The organism is Tardiphaga sp. OK245, from assembly GCF_900108575.1.
GTDB classification, from domain to species: Bacteria; Pseudomonadota; Alphaproteobacteria; order Rhizobiales; family Xanthobacteraceae; genus Tardiphaga; species Tardiphaga robiniae.
In genome coordinates this window covers 667,026-689,526 of the sequence record NZ_FNWZ01000001.1, presented here as the reverse complement: position 1 = coordinate 689,526, position 22,501 = coordinate 667,026, and the positions used below count along the sequence as shown (strand labels likewise).

At 62.7% G+C, this 22,501-nt stretch carries 20 protein-coding genes; 16 read left to right on the top strand and 4 right to left on the bottom strand.

Going from position 1 to position 22,501, the window contains the following annotated elements; all coding sequences use genetic code 11:
* Positions 1–6 precede the first annotated feature (6 nt).
* From BLW80_RS03105 to BLW80_RS03090, 4 genes are all read left to right on the top strand, one after another.
* Positions 7–1,161, top strand: a complete 1,155-nt coding sequence (locus tag BLW80_RS03105; RefSeq protein WP_093756775.1) for an alpha-D-ribose 1-methylphosphonate 5-triphosphate diphosphatase — start codon at positions 7–9, stop codon at positions 1,159–1,161.
* Positions 1,158–1,736 (top strand): phosphonate metabolism protein/1,5-bisphosphokinase (PRPP-forming) PhnN, encoded by a 579-nt coding sequence (gene phnN / locus BLW80_RS03100; RefSeq protein ID WP_093756774.1) that lies wholly within the window; start codon positions 1,158–1,160, stop codon positions 1,734–1,736. Before BLW80_RS03105 ends, phnN begins: the two co-directional genes overlap by 4 nt.
* Before the next feature lie 23 nt (positions 1,737–1,759).
* The gene (locus BLW80_RS03095; RefSeq protein WP_093756773.1) at positions 1,760–2,380 is read left to right on the top strand and encodes a pyridoxamine 5'-phosphate oxidase family protein; all 621 of its coding nucleotides are present in this window, start codon (positions 1,760–1,762) and stop codon (positions 2,378–2,380) included.
* Between the two features lie 252 nt (positions 2,381–2,632).
* Positions 2,633–2,932 (top strand): HU family DNA-binding protein, encoded by a 300-nt coding sequence (locus tag BLW80_RS03090; protein WP_068735221.1) that lies wholly within the window; start codon positions 2,633–2,635, stop codon positions 2,930–2,932.
* 277 nt (positions 2,933–3,209) lie between these two features.
* Here BLW80_RS03090 and BLW80_RS03085 read toward each other — a convergent pair whose 3' ends face one another.
* The 3 genes from BLW80_RS03085 to BLW80_RS03075 all read right to left on the bottom strand — a co-directional run bounded on the left by BLW80_RS03085 (position 3,210) and on the right by BLW80_RS03075 (position 5,723).
* Complete coding sequence (locus BLW80_RS03085; protein WP_089265362.1) at positions 3,210–3,557, bottom strand: 5-carboxymethyl-2-hydroxymuconate Delta-isomerase; 348 nt, start codon at positions 3,555–3,557, stop codon at positions 3,210–3,212.
* A 143-nt stretch (positions 3,558–3,700) separates the two neighbouring features.
* The gene (locus BLW80_RS03080) at positions 3,701–4,486 is read right to left on the bottom strand and encodes an IclR family transcriptional regulator domain-containing protein (protein ID WP_093756772.1); all 786 of its coding nucleotides are present in this window, start codon (positions 4,484–4,486) and stop codon (positions 3,701–3,703) included.
* 16 nt (positions 4,487–4,502) lie between these two features.
* On the bottom strand, positions 4,503–5,723 hold the full coding sequence (locus BLW80_RS03075) for an NAD(P)/FAD-dependent oxidoreductase (RefSeq protein WP_093756771.1): 1,221 nt from the start codon (positions 5,721–5,723) through the stop codon (positions 4,503–4,505).
* Positions 5,724–5,966: 243 nt separating this feature from the next.
* On the opposite strand from BLW80_RS03075, the gene BLW80_RS03070 reads away from it, so the two are divergent.
* The 9 genes from BLW80_RS03070 to BLW80_RS03030 all read left to right on the top strand — a co-directional run bounded on the left by BLW80_RS03070 (position 5,967) and on the right by BLW80_RS03030 (position 16,868).
* Positions 5,967–7,667 carry an amidohydrolase gene (locus BLW80_RS03070; RefSeq protein ID WP_093756770.1) on the top strand — a complete coding sequence of 567 codons (1,701 nt, stop codon included), beginning with the start codon at positions 5,967–5,969 and terminating at the stop codon, positions 7,665–7,667.
* Between the two features lie 36 nt (positions 7,668–7,703).
* The gene (locus tag BLW80_RS03065) at positions 7,704–9,071 is read left to right on the top strand and encodes an aromatic ring-hydroxylating dioxygenase subunit alpha (RefSeq protein ID WP_093756769.1); all 1,368 of its coding nucleotides are present in this window, start codon (positions 7,704–7,706) and stop codon (positions 9,069–9,071) included.
* 31 nt (positions 9,072–9,102) lie between these two features.
* A complete protein-coding gene (locus tag BLW80_RS03060) occupies positions 9,103–10,539 on the top strand; it encodes a glutamine synthetase family protein (RefSeq protein ID WP_093756768.1) in 1,437 nt (478 codons plus the stop codon).
* Positions 10,540–10,647: 108 nt separating this feature from the next.
* Positions 10,648–11,823: an ABC transporter substrate-binding protein gene (locus tag BLW80_RS03055; protein WP_089265356.1), complete on the top strand. Its 1,176-nt coding sequence runs from the start codon at positions 10,648–10,650 to the stop codon at positions 11,821–11,823.
* Between the two features lie 79 nt (positions 11,824–11,902).
* Positions 11,903–13,537 (top strand): amidohydrolase, encoded by a 1,635-nt coding sequence (locus BLW80_RS03050; RefSeq protein WP_093756767.1) that lies wholly within the window; start codon positions 11,903–11,905, stop codon positions 13,535–13,537.
* 8 nt (positions 13,538–13,545) lie between these two features.
* Positions 13,546–14,415, top strand: coding sequence for a branched-chain amino acid ABC transporter permease (locus tag BLW80_RS03045; protein ID WP_093757322.1), 870 nt, complete (start codon positions 13,546–13,548; stop codon positions 14,413–14,415).
* Positions 14,412–15,413 (top strand): branched-chain amino acid ABC transporter permease, encoded by a 1,002-nt coding sequence (locus tag BLW80_RS03040; protein ID WP_093756766.1) that lies wholly within the window; start codon positions 14,412–14,414, stop codon positions 15,411–15,413. The genes BLW80_RS03045 and BLW80_RS03040 overlap by 4 nt, the downstream gene beginning before the upstream one ends.
* Positions 15,410–16,174, top strand: coding sequence for an ABC transporter ATP-binding protein (locus BLW80_RS03035; protein ID WP_093756765.1), 765 nt, complete (start codon positions 15,410–15,412; stop codon positions 16,172–16,174). The genes BLW80_RS03040 and BLW80_RS03035 overlap by 4 nt, the downstream gene beginning before the upstream one ends.
* On the top strand, positions 16,155–16,868 hold the full coding sequence (locus tag BLW80_RS03030) for an ABC transporter ATP-binding protein (protein WP_093757321.1): 714 nt from the start codon (positions 16,155–16,157) through the stop codon (positions 16,866–16,868). Before BLW80_RS03035 ends, BLW80_RS03030 begins: the two co-directional genes overlap by 20 nt.
* Before the next feature lie 28 nt (positions 16,869–16,896).
* Here BLW80_RS03030 and BLW80_RS03025 read toward each other — a convergent pair whose 3' ends face one another.
* Entirely contained in the window at positions 16,897–17,070 is a 174-nt protein-coding gene (locus BLW80_RS03025; RefSeq protein ID WP_093756764.1) for a DUF1328 domain-containing protein, read from the bottom strand.
* A gap of 354 nt (positions 17,071–17,424) precedes the next feature.
* On the opposite strand from BLW80_RS03025, the gene BLW80_RS03020 reads away from it, so the two are divergent.
* The 3 genes from BLW80_RS03020 (at position 17,425) to BLW80_RS03010 (ending at position 22,461) form a co-directional block, all read left to right on the top strand.
* Positions 17,425–19,737, top strand: a complete 2,313-nt coding sequence (locus tag BLW80_RS03020; RefSeq protein WP_093756763.1) for a GumC family protein — start codon at positions 17,425–17,427, stop codon at positions 19,735–19,737.
* The gene (locus tag BLW80_RS03015) at positions 19,737–20,891 is read left to right on the top strand and encodes a glycosyltransferase family 4 protein (protein WP_170849561.1); all 1,155 of its coding nucleotides are present in this window, start codon (positions 19,737–19,739) and stop codon (positions 20,889–20,891) included. The genes BLW80_RS03020 and BLW80_RS03015 overlap by 1 nt, the downstream gene beginning before the upstream one ends.
* Before the next feature lie 70 nt (positions 20,892–20,961).
* On the top strand, positions 20,962–22,461 hold the full coding sequence (locus BLW80_RS03010) for a lipid II flippase MurJ (protein ID WP_093756761.1): 1,500 nt from the start codon (positions 20,962–20,964) through the stop codon (positions 22,459–22,461).
* Positions 22,462–22,501: the final 40 nt, after the last annotated feature.

The following is a 22,501-nucleotide window of genomic DNA, read 5'->3' as shown; positions in this document are numbered from 1 at the left end:
AGAACCATGACCGCATCATCGACCGAAACCGTCATCGGCAACGCCAGGATCGTTCTTGCCGACCGCGTCATCGACAAGGGCTGGATCGCCTTCGCTGGTGGACGCATCGCCGAATTCGGCGAGGGTGATGCGCCACGCGGTAGCGACGATGCGCGCGGCGATCTGATTATGCCCGGCCTGATCGAATTGCACACCGATCATCTCGAAGCCCATTTCATGCCGCGGCCAAAGGTGTTCTGGGATCCCATCGCTGCCGTCGTCTCCTATGACGGTCAACTTGCCACGTCCGGCATCACCACGGTGCTCGACTCGGTGCGGGTCGGCTGCGAGGACTCAAGCCAGGGCATCGACAGCTACGCCGGCCTGCTGGTGGATTCGATTGCCTCTGCCGGCGAAGCCAGTCTCCTGCGGGTCGATCACTTCCTGCATCTGCGCTGCGAGATTCCGATGCCGACCGTGGTCGAGGAAGCGAAGGCACTCTTGGCGAAGCCGAACGTTCGGCTGATGTCACTGATGGATCATACGCCTGGCCAGCGCCAGTTCCGCGATGAGGAGAAGCTGCGCACCTATTATCGCGGCAAGGGCGGCAAGTCCGATGCCGAGCTCGATGTGATGTTCGCGCAACGCCTGGCTTGCCAGCAGCAATATGCGGCAGGCAATATGCGGGCGATCGTGGCGCTGGCTCACGGGCGCAATATTCCGCTGGCGAGCCACGACGACACTACGGAAGACAACGTGACCGAAGCCGTTGGAGACAAGGTCTCGGTGGCCGAATTCCCGACGACGCTGGAAGCGGCCCAAGGCCTGCACAAGGCTGGCATCGGCATCCTGATGGGGGCGCCGAATGTCGTCCGCAACGGTTCGCATTCCGGCAATATCGCGGCGATCGATCTCGCCCGCGAAGGCATGCTGGATATTCTGTCGTCGGACTATGTGCCGTCGAGCCTTCTGATGGGAGCCCTGCAGCTCTCGAGCAAGGTACCCTCGATAGATCTGGCGAGCGCGATCCGCACCGTGACCAAGCGGCCCGCGGAAGCCGTTGGGCTCATGGACCGCGGCGAGATTGCGGTCGGCAAGCGCGCCGACGTGATCCGCGTCCATGTGGCGCATGAGGTACCGGTGGTGCGCAATGTCTGGCGCGAAGGACATCGGGTGGCATGACCGACACCGCGGCGATATCCGAAGCGCAAGCAGGTCGGATCGGCCCCGGCCGGTTGGTGCTGGTGGTCGGCCCGTCGGGTGCCGGCAAGGATACGCTGATCGGTCTGGCGCAGGCCGCCTGCGCGGATGACGACAATGTGGTGTTCACGCGCCGCGTGGTGACGCGCGAGGCGTCGGAATTCGAGAATAATGCGCAGGTCACGCCGGAGGCGTTCCGTCAGGCCCAGGCCAGCGGCGCCTTCGCCGTCCACTGGGAAGCGCATGGTCTTTGTTATGCGCTTCCGCGCTCGATCGATGATGCGCTTCGCGCCGGCCGCAATGTCGTTGCCAATATCTCGCGGACGGTTATCCCGGCGCTACGTGCCGCTTATGAAGATGTCGTCGTAGTGTCGATCACGGCGCCGCCGGAAGTGCTTGCGGCGCGACTTGCGGCGCGGGGACGCTCAACCGATGGGCCGATCGGCGATCGGCTCAAGCGCAGCGTCGAGACGTCAGGTGCCGACGTCACGATCAACAATATTGGTGTCGCGGAAGATCATGCGGATGACCTGATACGGGTCATCAGGGGTCAATAGATACGGCGGAGGGCAGTGCGGCCATGTCGGTGATCGAAACCATCGAGCAGCTCGAAGAGATCTACGGCCGTTTCGATGACATCGGCGAAGCATCCACCGCCAAGGTCGCGGACTGTGTAACGGCGCAATATCGCCGGCTGATCGAGGTCTCGCCCTTCGCCGCTCTGGCGACCACCGGCCCGGAGGGGCTGGATTGCTCACCACGCGGCGACAAACCGGGCTTCGTCCGGATCCATGACGAGCGCACCTTGATGATGCCGGACCGCCGCGGCAACAATCGCGTTGACTCTCTGCGCAACATCGTGCGCGATCCCAAGATCGCGCTGCTGTTCCTGATCCCCGGTGCCGGCACCACGCTCCGCATCAACGGGACGGCGCATCTCTCAACGGACCCGGACCTGCTGGCGTCCTTCGCCGTGGAGGAGAAGGCGCCCCGTACGGTGATCGTGATGACGGTCGGGGAGATTTATTTCCAATGCGCCCGCGCCATCGTGCGGTCCGATCTCTGGAACCCTGATAAACGCGTCGATCCGAAAACCCTGCCGACGCCCGGCGAGATCTTGGCGGAGATGAGCGAGCGCCGGGTCGGCGGTCCGGAATACGATCGGCAATGGCCGGAAAGGGCGCGCCAGACCATGTGGTGAGGGGGCGAATCTGGGGGTGATTTTTGCAGTGCGTTTCTGTCGCCTGCCGCGACTCTGTAGGCCCCTTAATCTAAGTATTTTGCGCTTGCGAGGGTCCTGAAACCCTGCCGTACAAGTCGAATCGGGGTTTGATGGTCAAAAAACATCATTTTTCCCGGCAAAATCTGTGAAAATTTCATTGAGCACGGGTTTTTTCCCGTAATTCCTCATAGTGTCTGTCTCACCGAATCACGGCAAACCAAAAGGTGCAAAATGGCAGACCAAATGACGAAGTCGCAGCTCATCGAGAAAATCGCTGAGACCACTGAGCTCTCGAAGAAGGACGTCAAGGGCGTTATCGAGACCATGGCGACCCTCGGCTATAAAGAGCTGAAGAAGAGCGGCGTGTTCCTCGTTCCCGGCTTCGCCAAGTTCGTCGTCATCAAGAAGCCCGCCACCAAGGCACGCAAGGGCACCAATCCCTTCACCGGCGAAGCAATGACCTTCAAGGCCAAGCCGGCCCGCAAGATCGTGCGCGCCCGCCCGGTTAAGGCTGCGAAGGACGCGGTCTAAGCGGACCCCCGGCGCGGTCGCCCATGAGGTGACCGCAGCCGACCAGAATTGAGGACGGCGCGGTATTCCCTGGGGATGCCGCGCCGTTTTCGTTTTGGGGGAGTGCCTTACCTCTCCCCGCTTGCGGGGAGAGGTCGACTGCAACGCGCGAAGCGCGTGGAAGTCGGGTGAGGGGGCTCTCCATTCGCTCCGCGCCTGCGGAGGCTGCCCCTTATCTGTCGTCGCTTCGCGACGCCACCTTCTCCCCGCGGGCGGGGAGAAGGCAGTCAGCGCGGCTCTAATCGTTCACGCGCTTCTTGTAGGCGACCGCGTCCATATCCCTGATATCGACGCTGAGGCTTTTGGTATGCGGCAGCAGCAAAACCATTGCCGCGCGCAACGCCTCGCTCACGGCGACTTTCTGCTCGGGTGTGCGGCCCTCCAGCATCGAGACCGACAGGTGGCAGAAGCCTTCGGCCCGGCCGGCCATCAGGTGATGCGCATACGGGATCGCGCGCACCTTGATGTCGGCGGCCTTCATTACCCCGGTGGCGGCGCCGGCATTGTGCAACGCCTGCATCAGGCTGGCGATGTCGAGCGCGTCGCCATGGCCGTCGGTGGAATGTTCGATGACGATATGGGGCATGAGACGACAATTCCTGGTGCGTGTTCAATCTCGGACCTCATGGTGAGGAGGCGCCACTTGGCGCCGTCTCGAACCATGAGTGTAGGGCTCCTCATCCTTCGAGACGCGGCCAAGTGGCCGCTCCTCAGGATGAGGGGACAGCGTTAAAGAAGCAGCGGCTTCACCAAATCCGCGGCATCGCGCAGCAGCGGCAGGAAGCGGTCGATCATTTCCCCGGTCGAGACCCGGTCCACATGGGCGCCCATATTGATGGCGGCGACGATCGCGCCGTCGTAGCGCCGCACCGGCACGGAGATCGAGCGGAAGCCCGGTTCGGCCTCGCGGTCGACCAGCGAGTAGCCTTTCTCGCGGTCGGTGATGATGGTGGCCTTCAGCAGTTCCTTGTCGGTCACCGTGAATGGCGTCATCGCCACGAGGTCCATGGTATCCAGCGTTGCAGTGAGGTCATCGTTGGAATACTTGCCCAGCATGGCGCGGCCCACCGACGAGCAGAACGCGGGCAGCCGATAGCCGAGATCGATGCCGGCAGAGAATACCCGCGCCGGGCTGGCGCGCGCGACGAAGATCACCTCATGGCCCTCGAGCACCGCGAGTGAAGAAATCTCCTGCGCGTCGCTGGAGATGCTGTCGAGCACCGGCTGCAGGATGGTGACGACCTGATTGGACGTCATGTAAGAACCAGCCAGTGCCAGGACGCGGGGCGAGAGCGCGAACAGCTTGCCGTCGCTGGTCACATAGCCTTTGCGTTCCAGCGTAAACAGGATGCGGCGCGCAGTGGCACGCGGCAGCTCGGCGGCCTTGGCGACGTCGCTCAGCGTCATCGGGCGCGAATGTGCGCCGAACAGTTCGAACACCCTCAAGCCGCGATCGAGGCTCTCGATGAAGTCGGTATTGCCGCGTTCGTCGTCGGGGCGCTTGATCTTGGGCATGAGCCGTGGGTCCGCCCTATTTGCCTGCTTCGAATTTTTTCAGATCGAATGACAGATCGGCGGCCTGTTCTGGTGTTGGCGACAGTGACGCGGTGATCAGGCGACGCGCGATCATCTGGTCGCCCGGCCGGTTGATACTGTCGACGGCGGTGAGCTTGCCGTCGCGATAATAAAACACCGAGAACTTGCCATCATCCATCGACCCGCGGATCACCGCGCTGTCGGTCGGCGCGGAGAGGCCGACAATCTGCAGCTTGGCGTCATATTGATCCGACCAGAAACGCGGCACTGCGTCATAGGCTTCGGGTCTGCCGGCGATCATCGCGCCCACGGCCTTGCCCTGATCGGTGGCGTTCTGCACGGCTTCCAGCCTGACGCGGCGGCCGGCGAAGCCGTTGTGGTGATTGCTGACGTCGCCGGCGGCATAGATGTTCGGCGCGCTGGTCAGGCCATGTTCGTCGACATCGATGCCATTGGTGCAGGTGATATCGGCCTGCGCGGCCAACTCGTCATTGGCGATGCCGCCGATCCCGGCGACGATCAGGTCGGCGCGCACCCGCAAGCCGCTGGAGCAGACGACCTCATGCACGGCGCTGTTGCCTTCGATGGCAATGACGGATTCGTTGAAGCGGATGTCGAGGCCATGGGAGCGATGGCTATCCAGAAGGAATTGCGAGATCAGCGGCGATACCGCGCGCTCCAGCAGGCGCGACTGCGCCTCGATCAGCGTCACCTTCTTGCCGGCCTTGGCGGCAGTCGATGCCACTTCGAGGCCGATGAAGCCGCCGCCGACGATGACGACGTCGTTGGCTGCTTCGAGCCGGGGCTTGAGATGTAGCGCGTCATCGAGCGTGCGCAGATAGACGATGCCGTCGCGCTCATGGCCGGGCACGCTGAGCCGTCGCGCGCGCGAGCCGGTGGCGATGACAAGCTGATCGAAGGGCAGGCTGTCGCCGCCGTCCAGTGCGATCCGGCCGGCCGCGCGATCGAGCCCGATGGCGCGATGGCCCAGCACCAGTTCGATGCCCTGGGTCTTGAAATAGTCCTCGCCGCGGAGGAAAAGACTATTGTGCGCCACATCGCCGGACAGGAACGCCTTCGACAATGGCGGTCGCTGATAGGGCAGATGGATTTCATCGGCGACGATGCGGATCGGCGCCTGATAGCCCTTCTCGCGCGCGCTGATGCCGGCCTGGACGCCCGCGTAAGAGGCGCCGATGATCACGAGGCCGCTCACGAGCGCGCTCCCTGGGTCCGATCCGTCCGCGAATTCAAAGTCTTCGACATCATCAGCTCCCGAATTGCGTCCGTATATTGAACAAGTGTTCGTTCTGCGCAAGGTGATGCTTTAGGCGTGAATTGCTGCATATGCTCAGTGACGCGGCAAATCCTGCTGCAAAATTCTGCTTGCCTGGAATTAGTCTAACGATAATATTCGCACATTCGTTCGTCTATTGAACATTATTGATGGAGCGGCGAGATGCATCTGGGTGCGAAATGTCTGATTGCAGGAGCCATTGCAATTGGCGCCTCCGTCTTGCCGGCGGTGGCGCAGCAATCTGACCCGAACACGCCCCAGGTCGTCCTGACGGGCGGCAAGATCCTCACCCTCGACGGCCAATCGACGATCGCGCAAGCGCTGGCCATCCGCGACGGCAAGATCCTCGCGGTCGGCAGTGACGCCGCGATCAAGCCGCTGGCCGGTCTGCAGACCCGGGTCATCGATCTCGCCGGCAAGTCGGTTGTCCCCGGCCTGATCGACACCCACGCGCATTTCAAGGCGGCCGGGCTCGGCGACTATGTGGTCAATCTCGGCGGCGCCAAGGACGTGGCCGGCGCGCTCGATCTCATTCGGGCGTTCGTTGCGAAGAAGCAGCCCGGCGCGTGGATCACGACCGGCGGCTGGCATCCGCCGTCGCAGCTGGCGGAAAAGCGCTACCTGACCCGCCAGGAACTCGACAGCGTGTCCCCCAACAATCCGGTCTATCTGCGGACCGTCGGTCATTTTTCGATGGCCAATTCGCTGGCGTTGCAGAAGGCGGGCATCAGCAAGAGCACGCCGGATCCAGCCGGCGGCGCGTTCGAGCGGGACGCAAGCGGCGACATCAATGGCGTGCTCGTCGAGACGGCGATCCCGCTGGTCGAGAACATCGTGCCGCCCTACACCGAAGACGAGGAGTTGCGGCAATATCGTCTCGCCGAGGCCGCGCTCAACCGCCTCGGTATCACCAGCGTCGTCGAGGGGGCGACAAGCGCGCGCGACACGCAGATTCTGCAGAAGCTCGCTCTGGCCGGCGATGCGACGGTGCGGGTCGGAACCATGTTTCGACCGGAGCCGCCCGCAGATTCGGCCGGGTGGGACGCCATCATGAGCGGCAACGGCGCCACTTCGGGTTTCGGCGACGATTGGTTGAAGCTCGGCGGCATCAAGATCTTCTACGACGGCGGCATGACCCTGAAGACGGCCATGATGCGCGACGCCTATCCGGACTCGCATGACGATTATCATGGAATCGCGCAGGTTACGCCCGAACGGCTGAAGCAGCTGGTATCGATCGCCAACCTTCGCGGCTGGCGGGTCGGCGTTCACGTCGTTGGCGACCTCGGCGTCGATCAGGTGCTGGATGCGTTCGAAGCCGCCGACAAGGAAAAGTCGATCAAGGATCGCCGCTTCGTTTTGATCCATGCCAGCCTGATCCGCCCCGAACAGATGGAGCGGGCACGCCGCGTCGGGGCGCGGATCGATTTCCAGAACGCCTTCATGTGGGACAAGGCGGCGACGGTCGCGCGTTTCCTCGGCAGGCCGACCGCGGATCGTGCGGTCCCGACGCGCACTTTGATCGAGAAAATGGGACTGGAGAATCTCGGCGCCGGCACCGATTTCCCGGTCAATCCGCTGAACCCGTTCCTCACGATGTATATCATGGTGACGCGGAAGGACCCGGCCGGCCAGGTCTACGGCGCATCCGAAGCGATCGGGCGCGAACAGGCGCTTCGCCTCTATACTAGCGCGGCATCGCGCTACATGTTTGAGGAAACGCGGAAGGGGACGCTGGAGGCCGGCAAGCTGGCCGACCTCGTGGTGCTCTCCGCCGACTTCATGACGGTGCCGGACGAGCAGATCAAGGACATCACCGCCGATATGACGATGGTCGGCGGCAAGATTGTATTTCAGCGATAAGCGGCGCATCGCCAGAGTTATAAAGGACATTTTGCCATGATGAGCCAAGAGCAGAACGATCTGATCACTCGCATCGGGCCCAAGGCGCCCGCGGGCAAGCTGATGCGCCAGTACTGGCAGCCGGCGGCGCTGGTCGATGAGCTCGAAGGGGATCGTCCGATCCGTCCGGTCAAATTGCTCGGCGAAGATTTTGTCCTGTTCCGCGACGAGCAGGGCCGCTATGGCCTGCTCGACCGCGACTGTCCGCATCGCGGCGCTGACCTTGCCTTCGGTCGTCTCGAAGGCGGCGGCGTGCGCTGCGCGTTTCACGGCTGGCTGTTCGACGTCGAGGGCAAGTGCCTGGAGACGCCGGCCGAGCCGAAGACCTCGAAACTCTGCGCCGGCATCAAGCAGCGGGCTTATCCCGTGGTCGAGAAGGGCGGCATCCTCTGGGCCTATCTGGGCGAGGGCGAGCCGCCGGCATTCCCCGAGCTCGACTGTTTCGCCGCACCCGGCCAATACACCTTCGCCTTCAAGGGCCTGTTCGAATGCAACTGGCTGCAAGCGCTGGAAGTCGGCATCGATCCCGCCCACGCGTCGTTCCTGCACCGCTTCTTCGAGGACGAGGACGTCAAGGCATCTTATGGCAAGCAGTTCCGCGGCGCCTCCGCGGGCACCGAACTGCCGATGACCAAGATCCTGCGCGAATATGATCGCCCGATCATCAATGTGGAATCGACCGAATACGGTCTTCGTTTAATCGCGCTGCGGGAGCTCGACGACGAGCGCACCCATGTGCGTGTCACCAACCAGCTATTCCCGCATGGTTTTGTCATCCCCATGAGCACGGAAATGACGATCACCCAGTGGCACGTGCCGGTCGATGACGAGAACTGCTACTGGTATGCGATCTTTACCAGCTACACCCAGCCGGTCGACAAGAAGAAGATGACCGACCAGCGGCTCGAACTTTACGAGCTGCCGAACTACACCTCGCGCAAGAACAAGACCAACGACTACGGCTTCAATCCGCACGAGCAGAAGCACGAGACCTATACGGGCATGGGCGCCGACATCAACGTCCACGACCAGTGGGCAGTGGAATCCATGGGCAAGATCCAGGACCGCACCCGCGAGCATCTCGGCTCCAGCGACAAGGCGATCATCGCCTATCGCAAGCTGCTGCGTGCGGAGATCGAGAAGGTTGCCGGCGGCCAGAGGCCGATGATGTCTCTCGATGCGGACACCGCACGCAGCATTCAGGGCCCGGGCACCATGGACGGCATCGGGCCGAGCAAGGGCTGGGAAACCTACTGGATGGAAGTCGACGTCGCCCGTCGTCGCGGCGCGCCATGGATGGCAGCCGCTCCGGCCGACCAGACCGAGCCGGGGTCCAATGTCATCCACCTGCCGGCGGCAGAGTGAAGATCGATCAGAACAGCCGCGGGAGAGTGCGTTGAGTTTCGTTGAACGTCACGGTTTGTGGTCCGCGGAGCAAAAGGAAGCAGCCGTCCGGCTGCGCAGCATGGTCGAAGAGCACAAGCTCGAAGTGATCCGGCTGTCGTTTCCGGATCAGCACGGCATCCTGCGCGGCAAGACGCTGATCGCCAGCGAGGCATTGCGCTGTCTCGAAAGCGGTTGCTCGATCACCACGACCATGTTCGCCAAGGACACGTCGCACAAGACGGTGTTTCCGGTGTTCACCGCCGGTGGCGGCTTCGGCATTCCTGAAATGCAGGGCGCGGCCGACGTGTTGATGATCCCCGATCCCAGCACGTTTCGGATATTGCCCTGGGCGCCTGAGACCGGATGGGTTCTGTGCGACGTGCATTTCGCCGACGGACGTCCGGTGCCGTTCGCGACGCGCAACCTCTACAAGAAGGTGCTCGGCGATCTCGGCGCACGTGGCTATGATTTCGTCGCCGGTCTTGAAGTTGAATTTCATATCTTCAACGTCGAGAACAACCGCATGAAGCCGGAGGATGCCGGCCAGCCCGGCAATCCGCCGGAAGTCAGCCTGCTCTCGCACGGCTACAATTACCTCACCGAGCAGCGCTACGACCAGATGGAGCCGGTGCTCGAAATCATCCGGCGCGACGTGATCGCGCTCGGCCTGCCGCTGCGGTCTGTCGAAGTCGAATACGGCCCGAGCCAATGCGAATTCACTTTCGCGCCGACGGTGGGCCTGACGCCGGCCGACAGCATGGTGCTGTTTCGCTCGGCCGTGAAGCAGATCGCCCATCGCCACGGCTACCACGCCACGTTTATGTGCCGGCCGAAGATTCCGAACGTCGTGTCGTCTGGCTGGCATTTGCATCAGTCGATCGTATCGCGTGCAACCGGCGCAAACGCGTTCATGCCGACCGAGGGCATGCAGCCGCTGTCATCGTTCGGGCAGGGCTATCTCGCGGGGCTTCTTACGCATGCGCGTGCGGCGACCGTGTTCACGACACCGACCATCAACGGCTACAAGCGCTATCGCTCCTATTCGCTGGCGCCGGATCGTGCGATCTGGGGCCGCGACAATCGCGGCGCAATGCTCCGTGTGCTCGGCGGTGCCGGCGATTCCGCAACACGCATCGAAAATCGCGTCGGCGAACCCGCCGCCAATCCCTATCTCTATATGTCGTCGCAGATCCTCTCAGGCCTCGACGGCGTCGATCGCAAGCTCGATCCAGGGCCATCAGCCGACACGCCTTACGAGACCAATGCCGATCTGCTGCCGAAGTCGCTGCGCGAGGCGACTTTCGCGCTCAAAGAAGATCCGTTCTTCCGCGAGAAAATGGGCGCGACCATGGTTGACTATTACACCCACATCAAGAATGCCGAGATCGATCGCTTCCAGGCGGAAGTCTCCGACTGGGAGCAGCGCGAATATTTCGAGATGTTCTGACGCGTCATTTCGGCGCGTTCACGCCGGATCAAACGGGCCATCTCGGCACGTTTATTGAATACAGGTTTGCCGAATAGTTTTCTTAACTTTCCAACGGGGACAACCGCAATGAACAGACGCAGCCAATCCATTCTTGCACTGGCCATTCTCGGCCTGATGACCGGCACGGCCTCCGCCGATACCATCAAGGTCGGCGTGATCGGCACCATGTCGGGCCCTTACGCGCTGTTTGGCAAGAACTTCAAGATGGGGATCGACGCCTGGGTCGCCGAGCATGGCACCAAAGCAGGCAAGCATGATGTCGAATTCATCTATCGCGATGAAGAGAGTCCGAATCCCGCCAAGTCGAAGGCGCTGGCGCAGGAGCTGCTGGTCAAGGACAAGGTGCAATATCTCGCTGGCGTCTATTTCACGCCGAACGCGATGGCCATCGCGCCGCTGCTGGAAGAATCCAAGACGCCGCTGATCGTGATGAATGCGGCGACCTCGTCGATCGTCGAGAAGAGCCCCTATATCGTCCGCACCTCCTTCACCATGTGGCAGAACACCGTGCCTGCCGCGAAAATTGCGTTGAAGAACGGCGCCAAGAAAGTGGCCATCGCGGTCAGCGATTACGGTCCGGGTGTGGATGCTGAAGCGGCATTCAAGAAGACGTTCGAAGGTGAGGGCGGCGCGGTGGTCGAAGCGGTTCGCATTCCGCTCGCCACCACCGACTTCAGCCCGATCATGCAGCGCATCAAGGATTCCGGCGCGGACACCATCTTCACGTTCCTGCCATCCGGCCCGCCGACGCTGGGCTTCGTCAAGGCCTATATCGACAACGGGTTGAAGGCAGGCGGCGTCAAGCTGATGTCGACCGGTGACGTCGTCACCGAGCCGGATCTGCCGAATATCGGCGATGCCGGCATCGGTATCCTCTCGACCTATCACTATTCGGTGTCGCACGACTCCAAAGAAAACGCGGCCTTCCTTGCCACCATCAAGAAGGGCGGCGGCAACCTCGACGAAGTCACCATGACGTCGGTCGCGGCCTATGACGGCGCGCGCCTGATCTACAAGATGATCGAGGCAACTGACGGCAAGCGCGATGCCGCCAAGGCGGTCGATGCCGTCAAGGACATGAAGTGGGTCAGCCCACGCGGTCCGGTGTCGATCGATCCCACCACGCGTCATATTCGCCAGAACGTCTATCTGCGCAGTGTGGAGAAGGTGGACGGCAAGCTGATCAACAAGGAGAGCCAGACCTTCGCCGATCAGCCGGACTGGGCGCTGAGCACGAAGTAGGCAATGCCGGGGATTCCGCCTCGTTGCGGAATCCCCCTCTTTCTGCGACATCGTCGCGCGAGATGAGATTTCTTTCGACATGACCAGCCGCGCGCGCTCGCTTCGATTGACCAATGCCCGCATCTATCGTTCTGCCTGGGATGAAACCCCAGCGGACAGCATCGTTGTCTGCGATGGCAAGGTGGTCTGGATTGGTGCAGCAGATGTTGCGCCAGCTGCCGACGAGACCATCGATCTCGCGGGTGCCACCGTCATTCCGGGCCTCACCGACGCGCATATTCATCTGTTCGCCATCGCTCATGCGCGGCTGCAGGTGCCGGTGACGCCGCGCGATGCGCCCACGATATCCGATGTGCTTGATTTGCTGGTTGCGCGTGCGCGCGCCATTCCAGGTGATAAATGGGTCTACGGTGCGGGCCTCGATGAGAACGGGCTGGCGGAGCATCGGCTGCCGACACGGGCCGAGATCGACGTCATCATTCCCGATCACCCGGTGCTGATCCGCCGCTTCTGCGGTCATGTCGCCATCGTCAACAGTGCCGCGCTGCGACTGCTGGGCATCAACGATGCCACCGCCGATCCGGAAGGCGGCACGTTCGGGCGCTCCGAGGATGGCCGACTGGACGGCAGCGCCAAAGAAAGCGCAGCCGAACTGATATTCCGTGCTGCGCCGCCGATGGATCGCAATGAGCTCACCGCGGCTCTGCGCGCCACAATTGCCGATAGCGCCAGGTTAGGTCTTGTCGCTGTCGTAGAAGCCGCAGTCGGATTCACCGTCGGCTTCGATGATGAATTCGCGATCTGGAACGAGATCCGCGCAAATGACGATGTGCTGCCAATGCGGCTCGGCTTCATGAACCAGCTCGACCCGGCTGAAGCGGCGGCGCGTGGGCTGGTGCCGACGCAAGACGCCGACTGGCAGTCCATGACGCTGAAATATTTCGCCGATGGCATCGTCGGCGCGCGAACTTCGGCGGTGAGCGAGGATTTCTTCGATACGCCATCTCGCGGCATGTTCATGCGCGATGAAACCGAACTGCAGCGCGTGATCGCCGAGGCGCATGCGGACGGTTGGCAGGTTGCCGTTCATTGTACCGGCGATCGCGGTATCGACTGTATCATCGAAGCCTATGAGAAGGCGCAGGCAGCGTATCCCCGCGCCGATGTCCGGCATCGCATCGAACATTACTTCGTGCCGCCCGTCGGTGGACTGGCGCGGATGAAGGCATTGGGCGCGCTCGTCGTCACCCAGCCAAGTTTCCTCACCCGGATGCGGCGCTCGATTGCCGGCGCCTTCGGTCCGCGCGCCGATCGTTGCTATCCCGGCCGCTCTGTGATCGACGCGGGTGTCACTTACATCGCCAGCTCCGATGCGCCGACCGGGTCGTGGTCGCCGTGGGATGGCATCGCCGATGCGGTGAGCCGCGCCTCGGACAGCGGTGCGCCGATCGGGCAGGGGGAAGCCATCAGCGTCCGCGAAGCCATTCACAGCTATACGGTCGGTGGCGCTATCGCGATGAGGCAGGAAGACTGGCGCGGCACGCTGATGCCGGGCATGGCGGCCGATCTGATCGCCCTTGATCGCAATCCCTTCGCCGCCGACTGCCTCCCTCTGAAAGAGACCAAGGTGTTGCTCACCATGGTGCGCGGCGCTGTCGTCCATGACGCCATGCCGCAGTTTCCGGAATGGCGCTCGGGCGCTGCTTCGGCATAGGATCAATCATGCGTACCGTCTTCAGCATCATGACCGACGCCGTCGCCTACGGGATGGTGCTGTTCATCATTTCCATCGGCCTGTCCATCATGATGGGGCTGATGCGCGTCGTGAACCTCGCCCATGGCGCTTTCGCCATGATTGGCGGCTATCTGGCCTCTTATGCGATCCGCGACCTGCATGTGCATTACAGCGTCGCGATCCTGATGGCGGTGGTCGGCACCATCATCGTGTCGATCCCGTTCGAGATTTTGCTGTATCGCCGGATCTACCGGAAGTCCGATCCGCTGATTCAGGTGCTGATGACCATCGGCATCACGTTCTTCATCATCGGCATCGTCAATTTCATCTTCGGCCCGTCGCTGAAATCGATTCCGCTGCCACAGACCCTCAGTGGTCCGCTCGATATCGGTTTCCGCATGCTGCCGACCCATCGCATCTTTGTCATCGCCTGCGGCGCGGTTACGGCGCTGGCGCTGTGGCTGCTGATCGAGAAGACGGAGTTCGGAATCAAGCTACGCGCCTCGGTCGATCATAGTGGTATGGCGGACGCCTTGGGCATCCGCACCGAAATCATCTATGCGGTGACCTTCGCGCTGGCGATCGGGCTCGGCGCATTCGGCGGCGTGGTCGGCGCGGAGATCCTGCCGATCGAACCGTTCTATGCACTGCGCTATATGGTGACGTTCCTCGTTGTCGTCTCTGTCGGCGGCGCAGGCTCGATCCTTGGCGCTCTGTCGGCGTCGCTCCTGCTCGGCCTCGCCGACACCACCGGCAAATATCTCGCGCCGGAGTTCGGCGACTTCTTCTTCTATCTGTCGGTGATCGTCGTCGTGTTCCTGTTTCCGCATGGCCTATTTGGCAGGTCGCACGCATGAGCGAGATCGTCGCGACCCATGTTCCGCACAAGCGCAGCATTCCCTTCGGTCAGGAGGCGGCAGGTGCGCTGAGTATCATCGTGCTCGGTGCCATCGGCTACTTTCTGTATCCGGACGATCTGGCGTTCCTGACGCGGCTGATCGGCATCGCATTCCTGGTGCTGTCGCTCGATCTGGTCACCGGTTATTGCGGCGTCGCCACCCTCGGCCATGCCGCGCAATTCGGCGTCGGCGCCTATGCCGCCGGCATTGCTTGCGTGCGTGGCATCACCGATCCCGTCGCTTTGCTGGCGATCGGTGTATTCGCGGGAACGGTCATGGGGCTGATCTCCGGTGCGCTGATCACGCGGTTTCGCGGGCTCCCACAACTGGTGCTGTCGATTGCCGTGGGGCAATTGGTCGCCGCACTTGCCAACAAGCTGTCGTGGCTGACGGGCGGCAGCGACGGCCTGTCAGGCATCACACCGGGCAAGGTGTTCGGCATCTTCAATTTCGACATGTACAGCCGCACGGCATTTTTGTTCTCGCTGGGCGTGCTGGTCATTGTCTTCGTGCTGCTGCAGCGTTTCGTGCGCTCGCCGTTTGGTCTGATGTGCCGCGGCATCAAGGATGACGATCTGCGCGCCAGGATGATCGGCGTCTCGATCTATCCGCGCCTTGTCGTGATGTATGGCGTCGCTGGTGCCGTTGCCGGGATCGGTGGAGCGCTGACGGCGATCAGCACCGGCGTCGTCGGTCTCGATAGCGTCAGCTTCGAGCGCTCGGCGGAAGTACTGGTCATGCTGGTGCTTGGCGGTGCCGGGCATCTGTGGGGCGCGCTGGCGGGGACGATCATCTTCATGATCTTCGAGCACATCGTGGCCGCCGCCAATCCGTTCCACTGGATGACGCTGGTCGGCCTGCTGCTGATCCTGATTGTGGTCTTCGCGCCGCGCGGGCTGATCGAACCGGTGCTGTCGCTGGCCTCCCGCTTCAAGCGCAAGGGAGAGGCGGCATGACCAATCTCCTCGAAGCTCGCGGCGTGTCGTGCTCGTTCGGCGGTCTGCATGTGACGCGCGACGTCAATTTCAAATTGACTGCCGGCGACCGCGTCGCGCTGATCGGCCCGAACGGCGCTGGCAAGACCACGCTGGTCAATCTGATCACCGGCGACATCGCGCCGAGCGAAGGGCAGTTCTTCATGGGCGGTGACGAGATCACCGGTCTCAGCATTCCGGATCGCGTGCGTCGCGGTCTGGTGCGCACGTTCCAGACCACGCGGCTGTTTGCCAATCTCACTGTCGCCGACAATGTCGCGCTGGCGATCATGCAGCGCAAGCGCATCACGCGGCGGTTTTTCTCGAGCTCGACGGAGCTGCCGGAAGTCCGCGCAGAATGGAGCGAGATTCTGAGCCATCTTGGCCTCGCCAAGCTCGCTTATCGCAAGGTCGTCGAGCTCGCTTACGGACAGCAGCGCCTGATCGAGCTGGCCATCGGCCTTGCGCTGCATCCGAAGGTGCTCCTGCTCGACGAGCCCGCCGCGGGCGTGCCGCATGACGAGGCGCCCAAAATCCTTGAGGCGATCAATCGGCTGCCACCTGATATCGCCGTGTTGATGATCGAGCACGACATGGATCTGGTGTTCAAGTTCGCCAGGCGTGTGCTGGTGCTGGCGGCCGGGCGGTTGATCTTCGAGGGATCGCCTGATCAGGTCACCGCCGATCACGAAGTGCGCCGCGCGTATTTGGGGAGCTATGCCGATGCCCGCCGCGCCACTTGATATCCAGAACCTGAGCGCCGGCTATGGCCCGACGCGGATCATCGAGGGCATTTCGTTCTCGGTGAAAGCAGGTGATCGTCTCGCCGTGCTCGGCCGCAACGGCATGGGCAAGACCACGCTGCTGGCGACGCTGATGGGCCTGACGACGCGCCATGGCGGTGAGATCAGGATCGGCGACCAGGACGTCACGGCCAAGCGGACCTCGGCGCGCGCCGATCTTGGTATCGGCTATGTGCCGCAGACCCGCGACATTTTCGCCTCGCTGACGGTGGAGGAGAATCTGCGCACCGGGCTGAAGGGGCGGCCGGCGTCGGCGCTCGATGAAGCCTATGCGATGTTTCCGCGGCTACGCGAACGCCGCGGCAATTACGGCAAGCAGCTGTCAGGCGGCGAGCAGCAGATGCTGTCGATGGCCCGCACGCTGCTGGGCAAGCCCTCGATCCTGTTGCTCGACGAGCCTCTGGAAGGCTTGGCGCCGGTGATCTGCGACGAACTGATGGCATTGCTGGCGAAGCTGGCCGCCACCAGTGAAGTCACCATCATTCTGGTCGAGCAGCAGATCGAGCGCGCGTTGGATTTCGCGAGCAGCGTCATGGTGATGGAGCGGGGCCGTACCAGCTGGACTGGCACGCCGGATGTGCTGACCGCCGACCGCGCGCTGGTCGATCGGCTGGTCGGTGTCGGCATTCACTAGATTCCGGAATGGCGTGCCGTCCGGCGCGTCAGGCCCGAAAGATCGTGATCCCCAATACCAGCAGCACGATGCAGATCACGATGAAGATATAAAAAAGCACACGCGCGACGTCGGCCGTCGCGGCAGAGATGCCGGTGAAGCCGAACAGGCCGGCGGCGACGGAAATCAGAAAGAAGATCAGCGCCCATTTCAGAAGGCTCATCGGGGAACTCCGGTTGCAGCAGTTCCGGAACGCCCCGCTGCGAGATTTGGTTCCGGCTCGCAACCAAAGCTGCCATACGTACCTAGCTCGCTAATGCGGCACCGGCCCGGGGAGATGCGTAACAGCCTACTAATTGGGCAGCGCAAAGGTATTGATTAGCATTTTAAACCCGCCCTTAACCAAAACATCCCTAATGAATGGATAGTAGACCTGCTCCCCGCAGTGGATTTGTGGTTCGGGGGACAAAGGGTTCAGTATGCGTGTCGCGGTCGGTCATGGGTGGTTGCGCTGGGTGAGCACCGTTACGGCGCAGGGATGTGCGGTGCCAGCACCCCGTAGTAAAGTCTGACGCGCATGTTCACCAAACGCGCCATCGTTACGAATACGGAAGCCGCCGATGGCGCGGCGGGCGAGAGTCCGCTGCTCAGGGTTTGGCGCAATCGTAGCCTGTTCGGTGCTGTGTTTCTCGGCGTGATGATCCTGACGGTCATTGCGCTGGTTGTGCTGCCGGTGCGCTATCTCGCTACAGGTTCGGTGATCGTTGCCGAGCAGGAGCCCAGCAATAGCAATGCATCCGCCGCCTGGGCGCAGAAGATCGGCGACCCCGCCGACGTCGAAAGCCAACTGCTGATTGCGCGCTCGCCGCGGGTGATGCGGCTCGCCATGCAGCAGCCGGGCGTCACGGAAGCCGCGATTGAAGAGTGTCAGAGCAGGAGCAGCAGCTCCACCTGCGAAAAGATGAAGACTGATACGGCGGCGCTGATCGACTATGTGTCGGGAAATTTCGCGATCGGTGCTGTCGGACGTTCGCGCGTCATCAATATTTCCTACACTTCGTCGATCCCCGAAGTCGCGCAGAAGATGGCGAATGCGCTGACCAATGCGTTTCTCGACGAGCAGCGGACATCGGGTGCGAGCAGCCGCGAGGTTGCCGCGTCCTATCTCTGGAAGGAAGCCAAGCAGCTGGATGCAGAGTTGCGGGATGCCGATGCCAAGATCCAGGCATTTCGCCGCAACAAGGGCTTGATGCGCGGATCGCTGGCACCGATCAGCTCGGAGCGGCTGAGCAGTATCAGCCAGCAGCTGTCGACCGCCGAGACCGCGCGTGCTGATGCGCTCGCCCGCCTGCAGGAGATCAAGGCCAATCAGGCCCGTGCTGTGGACTCGCCTTCCGTGCTGTCGAACCGCTCCATCGCCGATCTCAAGCAGCAGCTCACGGTCGTCACCGCGCAGCTTGCCAGCCAGGCCAATGTGCTGGGGCCGCGGCATCCGTCGCTGCGTGCGCTGGAGCAGGAGCAGTCCGCGATCAAGGAGCGCATGGCCACGGAAGTGGCGAGCATTGCCGCCAGCGCGCAGAAGGCGTTCGACGCTAATGATGCCCTCGTGAACGCGCTCAAAAAGCAGATGGATGCCGTGAAGGCTGAAGTCGGCTCGGCGACATCGGACGAGGCCTCGATCGAGAGCATGGTGCGCAGTACCGAGATCAAGCGCCAGCAATATGCCGATCTCTACAAGCGCGCCAGCGAACTCGAAACCGAGCGCCGCGTGCTGATTGGCAATACACGGCTGGTCAGCCTTGCCGAACTGCCGACCAAGCCGTTTTTCCCGAAGAAAATTCCGTTCCTGGCCGCTGGCGGCACGCTCGGCCTGCTGCTCGCATTCGTCGCAGCCTTCTTCGGCGATCGCGTCAATCTTGCGGGTCTGTCCCGGCTGCGGACGGCAACTATTCGCCCGGTGCGTGCAGACGCGCCTGCCGCCGCTGCGCCTACCGCCGTAGCTGCACCTGTCGCAGTCGCTGCACCCGTCGCTCCGGCCCCTGTTCAGGCGACTGCCCCCGTGACGCCGCGTCCCGGACCGCCACTGCCGACGTCGTCATCGGAATTGGCCGTCGTCACCGGCGCGCCCGTTCTGGCACGATTGCCGACCGTCAAGCGCGATCCATCGGAATCGCCGATCGGTGCGATCCTCACGGCGCAGTCCGGCGCCTCGCTGGCGCGTGCGCTGCCGCTCGCGCTGCAGGATCCGCACTATCAGGATGCACTCCGAGATCTGGCGACGGGCCTGCTCGCGTCGAACGACGCCAGGACACGCCGCAAGATTCTGGTCGCGTCGCCGACGACGGCCGAGGGCAAAACGTTTCTGACCCTGACTCTCGCGCAATATCTCGCAACGGCTGGCCGCAGCGTGCTGGTGATCGAATGCGATTTCGGCGCGCCGAAGTTCGAAACAGCCTTGGGCTTGCGCAGCAGCATGGGGCTGCAGGGAATTCTGCGCGGCGACATCACGCCGCGCGAAGCGGTGGTCCGCACCGCGACTCCCAATCTCGACGTCATTCCTGCCGGGCCGTTCTCGGCATCCGCCGAATTGCTGATGCGTAAACCGCTCGGCGATCTCCTGCTCTGGAGCCAGATCTACGACGTTGTCCTGATCGACGCGCCATCGCCGGGCATCCAGACCGATCTGGGCGTGCTGGCCAGGCAGGTCGATGGCGTGTTGCTCTGCATGCGTTCCGGCCGCTCCTCGATCGGGCAGGCAGTGGCGACATCCAGCGCGATCCGTGTCGCGGGCGGCAGCGTCTTCGGCATTGCCGTCACGATGATGCCGGACGCCAATACGCCGAGCGGCACAGACCGGGTTTCGAATAATGCCTATGCCGGAGCGACGTGATGCCCGCTCCCAGCGTTCTGTTCGTCTGCCATACGGGCTCGATCTCCGGCGCTGAGCTCGTTCTGATCGATCTCGTTCAGCCATGGGTGGGCGAGGCGGCCTTCCTGTTCGAGGATGGCCCGCTGCATCAGGCGCTTGCAGCCAAGGGCCTGAAGGTGCGTGTGTCGCGCTGGGGCGAGGGGCTCTCGGATGTCAGGCGCGACAGCTCAATCCTGAAAGCCTTTCCGCTGATTGGTCGGCTCGGGGCCATCATTGCCGAATTGACGCGCGAGGCGCGCCGTCATGACGTTGTCTATGCGAATTCGCAGAAGGCCTTTGTGTTATCGGCCGTCGCCGCCACGCTGGCGCGGCGTCCGCTGATCTGGCATCTGCACGATATCATCAGCAGCGAGCATTTTGGCGCCACGCAGCGCCGCGTGCAGGTGGCACTGGCGAATTATTGCACGGCAAAAGTGGTCGTTCCTTCGCAAGCTGCTGCAGATGCCTTCATTGCGCAAGGCGGCCGCAAGAAGCTGGTCGCGATCGTGCCTAACGGTCTTGATGTGCCGCCGGACGCCAGCACGCCGCTCGAGATCAGGCGCGAGTTGAAATTGCCCGAAGGACCGCTCGTCGGCGTCTTCAGCCGCCTCGCGGCCTGGAAGGGGCAGCATATCGTGTTGCAGGCTCTGGCAAAGACGCCGGGCGTGAGCTGTATTATTGCAGGGGCTGCGTTGTTTGGCGAAGAGCCTTATGCTGAGAAGCTCAACCGGATGGTGGCGGATCTCGGTCTCGGCGATCGCGTGCATTTCCTCGGCCAGCGCAGCGACGTGCCGAGGCTGATGCGCGCCGTCGATGCGATGATTCATCCGTCGATTGATCCCGAACCCTTCGGTCGCACACTCGTCGAAGCCATGCTCGCGGATGTGCCTGTGATTGCGACGGATGCCGGTGCGGCGTCTGATATTCTCGAAGCCGGCAAGGCGGGGACGCTGGTGCCGCCCGGGGATGCCGATGCGCTGGCCGCTGCTATCACCAAGGTCATGTCGCGCCCGCCAGAACTGGCGAGCCAGTTGCAATATGCCGAAGCGCGGGCGCGCTCGCATTACAGCGTCGATCAGATGCTGCAGACGGTTTCAAACCTGATCGGGCGAGCGGCTGCCGGAGCTCCCGTGTGACCGCGTATCGCCGTTCAGTTTGCAATTTGAGTTCTCGGACGGTCCCTGATCGGACCGCAGCGGCGCGCTTATGAGCGGCGCCCGGCACTCGACGCGGAAGTTTACAGCCATTCTCATCAGCGGTGCGCTGACCAGCAAGATGCTGGGTTTCGGCCGCGAGATCTTGATGGCGCAAGTGCTTGGCGCTTCGCTGGTCGCGGACGGTTTTCGTGGTGCGATCACGGCGGTAATGCTGCCGCTGGCCTTTCTGCAGAACGAAACCGTCCCCGCCGTAATGATCCCAATGCACCGGGATGCGCTGAAGGACGGCAATGGACCTCAGCGCCTCGGCGCCATGACGGTGGCGATCACCGGCATTGCCATGATCCTGATGATCGGGCTGCAGGCGCTCGGTGAGCGGGCTGTGGACGCGCTGGTCGGCGGCTTTTCGGCGGAGGGGCGTAGCCTCACTCTCGACTTCATTCGCATCATGGCGCTGGGCATGCCGGCCTCGGCGATGATCAACGTACTGGCTGCGGGTGAAATCGCACTCGGCCGGACCCGCCTGACGAATATCCGCGCCAGCATCCTGAACGTCGCCGTGCTGATGGGCATTGCTCTCGTTGCTGTGTCCGGCAACTTCCATACGCTGGCCTGGTCGTTCTCGGCTGCCTTCAACGCGCTTGGCGCCTGGGGTCTCTACACGATGTGGCGCGAAGGGGTGCTCAGCTTCAAGGGCCTGTCGCTGTCATCGGTGTTGGCGTCAGGCCGCGAATTCTTTCGTCGGCTGCGACCGCTGCTCGCGCTACCGGTCGCCGAACAGGCCAATGTCTGGATCGAACGCCTGCTGGCATCGCGGGTCGGGACCGGTGCGGTGGCCTCGCTGGATTATGCACGCACGCTGACCGAAAGCGCGTTGCTGCTGATCAGCCAGCCGGTCGGGCTGGCGGTGTTGTCCAGCCATCCACCAAAGGACGTCGGCGCGCAGATCGAAGGGATCGCTCGGCCTATTCTCGCACTCGCGGTGCCGGCATCGGTCTTTCTCGCCATGTTCGCGCCGGAGATCGTGCGGCTGGTTTTTCTGCGCGGGGCCTTCAACGAGCAGGCGCTGTTCCTGACCAGTCAGGCCTTGCGCGGCATCGCGCTTGGCCTATGGGCTGCGACGCTTGGCTGGATCCTGATCCGCATCCTCAATGGCGCAGGCCGGAATTTTGCGGCCGCTGCCATCATCGTCACTGCCTATCTGGTTAATATCGTAGTTAACCTTCTCACCTCATACCTGCCCACGGCGCATGAATGGGGCACCTTGTTGCTTGGACTGGGCGAAGCCGCCCGTGGTATCGTTCTTCTGGCTGGCGTCATGATCGTCCTGGGGTCCCGGCGCAAGCTGCTCTACCTGATGTTTCTCGCGTGTTTCCCGGCAGCGCTGATGGCACTCTTCAGCTGGCAAATTCACGAGGTTCTGACGGGCCCGTGGCAGCGGCTTTTCGCCGGTGGTTTTGCCTATCTGGTCTGCCTCGCGCTGTCTGTCGCGATGCTGATGCCGGGCGTCTACATTGCGGCATTTGCGCGCGTCCGGGGGCGCTTGTGATTTTGATATGTGTTTTTGTATTAGAGAGTGCCTTGATCGT